This window comes from Streptomyces katrae, from assembly GCF_000966975.1.
Classification (GTDB): domain Bacteria; phylum Actinomycetota; class Actinomycetes; order Streptomycetales; family Streptomycetaceae; genus Streptomyces; species Streptomyces katrae.
Genome location: NZ_JZWV01001220.1, coordinates 1 through 5,616, shown reverse-complemented (window position 1 = coordinate 5,616; position 5,616 = coordinate 1). Strand labels below are relative to the sequence as shown.

Genomic DNA, 5,616 nt, shown 5'->3' with positions numbered 1-5,616 from the left:
CGCCCGGGCCGGACGCGCCCGGGCGGGGAAGCCCGCTCCGGCGGCGCCGAGCACGGCTGCGGCCGCGCCGGTGAGGACCCGGCGACGTGTAATCTTCATACTTCCTTCCTGCCACCGCCCGCCCCGATCGGGGCGAAGGCGGGCCCGCCGGAAGCGGGTTGTCCCCCGAACGGAGGACACCGCACGGCCCCGCCGCCCGGCCCGGACCCGTCAGGGAGCCGGCGGCTCGCGGGCCGGGACGAAGCCCCGGGGTCCCGACTCCCCCCTCTCCGCCTGCCGGACCCCACGGGCCGCCTCCGCCAGGCCCCGCCGGCGGCCGCGAAGGCGGCCGGCGCGTAGCCGCCGGGGCCGGCACCCGGGCGAACCCGGTGAAGAGGACGGTGAGTTGCTCCCGGGGTGAAAGCCCGCCCCTGCGTACCCTCAATCCCCGGCCAGCGGGCTGGGCAGCAGGGTCCACTGGTCGCCGGGCACCCCCGGGCTGAGCCGCATCAGGGTGAGTGCCTTCACCGGCAGCGGACCCCGCAGCACCTCCGAGTCGGCGGTCGGTGCGAGCCCGTCCAGGCCCGCCGCGAGTGCCTCCCCGAAGGCGTGCCGTGAGCCCGCCGTCGCGGCGAGGGCCCCCGCCGCGAGCGAGCCGAACGTCTTGCGCCGCAGCACCGTCTCGTCGTCCGTCACGAGCCGGCCCGACAGCGGCGGCACCGGCAGGCCGTGCCGGGCCAGCCGGGCCGGGCTGATCCGGATGTCGGCCAGGTCGCGGTAGACCAGCCGCAGCGGGGTGCCGTCGGCCGCCAGGACGACCAGGAGGTTCTGCCCGTGGGCCTCCAGTGCCACCCCGAGCTCCAGCACCCGCAGGCACACCGACAGCGCCAGCCGGGCGAACTCCGCCCGCCAGCCCGCCGAACGGGCGAGCCGGCCAGTCCGCCGAACGGGCGAGCCGGGTGCCCGCCAGCGCCGCCACCGGGACCACCCGCTCCCCGGCCCGCGCGTACGCCTCCGGGGCCTCGCGGAGCACCGCCGCCAGGTCAGGGCTGTAGGCGGTGGCCGCGCCCAGGGTGCGGGTGATGTGCAGGCGGCCGTCCAGCCGTTCGGCCAGCGCGTGCGCGAACGCCGACACCACGGCGGCCGTCTCCACGGAGTAGGCGGAGATGTCCCGTACCGAGGAGGTCAGCCGCGTGCTCAGGGCCGTCTTCACATGGGCGCCGCCCGCCGCCGGGGCGAGGGTGCGCAGGGCCATCAGCGGGTGCGCGGCCGGACCCGGCAGGACCTCCTCGCCCTTGAGCACGTGCTCGGCCTGCCAGGGGTGGACCGGGACCAGGATCCGGTCCCCGTCGCGCAGCTCCGCCGGCCAGTCCCCGGCGACCATGCACTCCCGGGCCCGTACCCGGACCAGCCCGAGTCGCACCAGCGGCCCGTGCTCCGGCGCGTACGCCAGCTGCTCGGCCACCGAGAACCCGGGCCGGGAGCGGCAGTTGGGGTGGTAGGGGTGCCCGTCGACCACCCGCTGCTCCCACTCCCAGGCGGTGCCGGGCTCCGCCCGCTCCCCGGGCGGCTGCCCGGCCCGGGACAGGGCGAGGGAGGCGGTGCTGTCGTCCAGTTCGGCGGCGAAGGAGGCGAAGGCGGCTCCGAGGGGGCCGGCCGCGCCGTGCGGTACGCGCAGTGCCCCGACCAGCCGGGCCGCCTGCCGGTAGGCCCGCCCGTCCAGCCGCACCTCGGTGACGTAGGCGTCCGTCGCGTACGGGTCCGGCCGCGGCCCCTCCAGCCGCCCGCCCCCGGCCAGCAGCAGTCTCAGGGAGTCAGGTCCCTGCTCCCGGCCCACCACCCACGGCAGCGGTTCGAAGGCGAGCGCCCGCCAGAGCCGGGTCAGCACGGCGGAGCGCGCGCCCTCCAGCGCGGCCTCGTACGCGGACCCGAGCCCGGGCCGTACGCCGGCCAGCGCGGCGGCGATCGCCTCCTCGGCGGTGCCCGCCGGGGAGGGGCCGGGGTCGGGCGGGGAATGGTGCGTGCTGCGGTCCAGGGTTCCGTTCCTTTCGGATCGCTTCGTTCGGATCGCTTCGACTGAGGGATGTACCCGATGATCAGGTCATCATCCCGGATACTGAAGATCACGGCCGGTCGTCCGATCCGCGGACCCCGGCGCACCGAAGCACCGAAGTTCCGAAGCCCCGAATGGATCCAGTGGACCTCAACGCCGCCGCCGATGCCTACGCAGCCGCCCCGCTCCTGAACTGCCTGCTGCGGGAGGTGACCGACGCCGAGGGCGGGCGGGTCCACCGGCTGCGCGGCAGCGGCCGGCTCCTGCGGGTCGGCGGCGGCCGCCGGCCCGCGGACCCCGAGCTGCGCACCGAGGCCGGCTGGCACCCGCTCAGCCACGCCGAACTCGTCAAGCTCACCGCGGACGAGCTGCTGCGCCACACGGGCGTCTCCAACGACGAGCTGCCGGTGGAGATGGCCGACAGCCGTGACACCGTCGCCGCCCTGCTGGCCGCCCGGGCCGCCGCCGAGGTGCCCGAGGACCCCTACGTCCGCTCCGAGCAGGCCCTGCTCATGGGGAGGCAGTGCTGGGGCTGCGCGAGGACCAGGTGGCCGAGGAGGGCGGTGCGGCGGCCGCGGAGGCCGTGGACGCGCTGGCCGGGATCCTCGACGGCCCCCGTCCGCCGGCCGGCTACCGGGCGCTGCCCGCGCACCCCTGGCAGCTCGACCTGGTCGCCGGCCGCCGCGAGGTGCGCGAGGCCTTCGCCGACGGGCGCCTGCTGCGGCTCGGCCCGACCCGGCTGCCGGTGTGGCCCACCGCCTCGATCCGTACCGTGCACGCGTCCGGCCCGGACGCCGACCTGTTCGCCAAGTTCAGCCTCGACGTCCGCATCACCAACGACGTGCGCCGGCTGTGGCGCCACGACCTGATCAAGCTCCGCCGCACCGACTCCGCGGTGGAGGAGGGCTTCGCCGACCTGCGCCGCCGTACGGGGGCGAGCGCCGTCTGGCTGTGCGACCGCGGCTACCGCACCGCCGCCTTCGCCTTCGAGGAACTCGCCCTCCTGGTCCGCGACGGGCTGCGCGGGCGGCTGCTCCCGGGGGCGGTGCCGCTGCTGTGCGCGGCGCTGGCCGAGGGCTTCCCCGGCAGCCCGCTGGAGGACGCCCCCGATCCGGCGGGGTGGTGGCGGGCGTACCTGCGCCACGTCGTCCCCCCGGTGCTCGACCTGTTCGCGCGGCACGGGATCGTGCTGGAGGCCCACCTCCAGAACTGCCTGGTCGCCGTCGACGGCCGCGGCATGCCCGTGCAGGCCCTCTTCCGCGACGCGGAGGGGGTCAAACTCCCGCAGGACATGCCGCGTGCGGCGGCCTGGGAGCGGCTCGTGTACTGCCTGGTCGTCAACCACCTGGCGGAGGTGGCCGGAGCCCTGGCCGAGCACCGCCCGGAGCTGGCCGGACGGCTGTGGCCGGCGGTCCGCGAGGAGTTCCTGCGCTACGACGCCGAGCACGGCCTGCCCGAGGTCGCACGGCTCCTCGAAGCCCCCGCGCTTCCGGCCAAGACGAACCTGCTGCTGCGGTGGACCCGTGCGGACGGTGCGGACGCGCGGTACCTGGAACTGCCCAACCCCCTGCGCGGATAGCGGGCGGGGGAGGGGGCCGCAGCCGGATCCGGCCAAGGTGGCGCCGGACCGGCCCTCTCCCATGCCGAAAGGTATAGACCAATGCTAGGTTGGTGGGGCAGACCGCGCAGTCCTTGACCACCCGTCAGAGGAGAAGCCATGCCCTCCCCTTCGCGGGGCGGCGGCCCGGCCGCCATGCCCAAGTACCAGCGCATCGCCGCAGCGCTGCGGGACGAACTCGACCACGCCGCCCGGACCTCCGGAGGCAGACTGCCCTCCGAACGCACCCTCGCCGCCCGCTACGAGGTCAACCGGCAGACCGTCCGGGCCGCCCTCCAGGAGCTGCGCGCCGACGGCCTGGTGGTCACCGGCCGCCGGGGCACCCGCGCCGTACCGCCACCGAGGCCGGAGCGGGCCGCCGGCGCGGCGGTCGCGGACCGGCCCCCGTACCCCGCCCCGCGCGACCGGGGCCCGGCCGGTCCGGCCCGCGCCCGGCTCGCCCTGGTCACCGTGCCGCCCTCGCTCGCGGCGCTGCTCGGCATGGCCGGCGGGGAACGCACCCTGGTCCACCACCACCGGGTGTACGGGTCCGGCGGGCGCATCCTCCAGCACACCGTGACCTACCTCTGCCCCGGCATCGTGGCCCGCACCCCGGAACTCGCCGTCTACCTGCGGCGGCCGGCCGCCGCCCGCGAGGAGGACCTGCGGCCGCTGCACCGCTGGCTGGAACGGGCCGCGGCCCGCGGCCGCACCGCCGAGACCATCACGATGACCCGCACCAGCCACCCCGCCGCCGCGTCCCCCGCCTGCGGGCTCTCGGTACGCCGCACCGTCCACGACGCCTCCGGCCGGCTGCTCGCCGTCACGGACCTGGCGTTCCCCGGCTGGGACCGGGTCACCTTCCACCGGGAACCCGAGGCGATCGCCTTCCGCGTCAGCTGACCGGCCGGGCGGGCGGCCGGTCCTCAGCCGACCGGCACCCGCCCGGGCTCCGCCCGCTCCGCGCCGGCGGCCGGCCGCTCCCCGTCCGCAGCCGTCTTCGCGCGCGGCCGCACCGGCCACCACAGGGAACGGCCCAGCAGGGCCGCCAGAGCCGGGACGAGGACAACCGACAGGACGAAGGCCGACAGCAGGATGCCCACCGCCGTGGCGAACCCGGTCTGCTGGAGGCCCGGTTGCGGGCTCACCGCCAGGCTGCCGAAGGAGGCGGCCAGCACCAGGCCCGCCGTCGCCACCGCCGGGGCCGTGTGCCGCACCGCACGGCCCACCGCCGCCCGCGCCGGGCCGGGGCGCTCCATCTCCTCGCGGATCCGGTCGGCGACCAGGATGTTGTAGTCGGTGCCGAGCGCCACCACGAACAGGAACAGCACCAGCGGCAGCGTGAAGTCCACCCCCGGCCGGCCCAGCGCGTGCTGGAACACCAGCGTCGCCGCGCCCAGCGTGGCCGTGAACCCGAGCCCCACCGCCACCATCAGCACCACCGGCGCCAGCAGGCTGCGCAGCAGCACCAGCAGGATCAGCGCGATCAGCACCGCCGCCACCGGGAAGACCACCTCCAGGTCCTCGCCCACCGCCACCGCGATGTCGGCGAACACCGCGGCCGTGCCCCCGACGTGCGCCTCGGTCCCGGCCGGCACGTGCGCCCGTACGGTCTCCCGCACCGGACCCGACACCAGGTCACGGGCCTGCTGCCCGCCCGGTTCCGCCGTCAGCAACAGGTCGAGGCGGGCGGCGCCACGGTCCGCGCTGAGCACGGCCGGGGTCACCTGACCCACCCCGGGCACCCGCGCCAGCGCCCCCGCCAGCCCCGCCACCCGCTCGGCGGTCATCGGGCGCCCGTCCCGCGCCTTGACGAACACGGTCGCCGGATCCGAGACCCCCGCCGGCATCGACCGGGCGATCTCCTCCGCCGTCCGGGTGGCCGCGGTCCGCTCACCGCCCGCGCCGCCCTGCCCGTAGTCCATCCGCACCCCGGCAGCCCCCGCCGTCAGCGCCCCGAGGACCAGCACCGCGCCCACCGCCAGGG

Annotated in this window: 2 protein-coding genes and 2 pseudogenes; 2 read left to right on the top strand and 2 right to left on the bottom strand. The window is 77.0% G+C overall.

Annotated elements, in window-relative coordinates; translation table 11 throughout:
- Window positions 1-420: 420 nt before the first annotated feature.
- Window positions 421-2,014, bottom strand: a pseudogene (locus VR44_RS35240) (IucA/IucC family protein).
- Window positions 2,015-2,166: 152 nt separating this feature from the next.
- Here VR44_RS35240 and VR44_RS35235 point away from each other — a divergent pair.
- Window positions 2,167-3,611 (top strand): annotated as a pseudogene (locus tag VR44_RS35235) (IucA/IucC family C-terminal-domain containing protein).
- A 138-nt stretch (window positions 3,612-3,749) separates the two neighbouring features.
- Window positions 3,750-4,532: a GntR family transcriptional regulator gene (locus VR44_RS35230; RefSeq protein WP_052713981.1), complete on the top strand. Its 783-nt coding sequence runs from the start codon at window positions 3,750-3,752 to the stop codon at window positions 4,530-4,532.
- Window positions 4,533-4,555: 23 nt separating this feature from the next.
- Here VR44_RS35230 and VR44_RS35225 read toward each other — a convergent pair.
- Window positions 4,556-5,616: MMPL family transporter (locus VR44_RS35225; RefSeq protein WP_045951723.1), on the bottom strand; the 1,061-nt coding region annotated here is incomplete at its 5' end.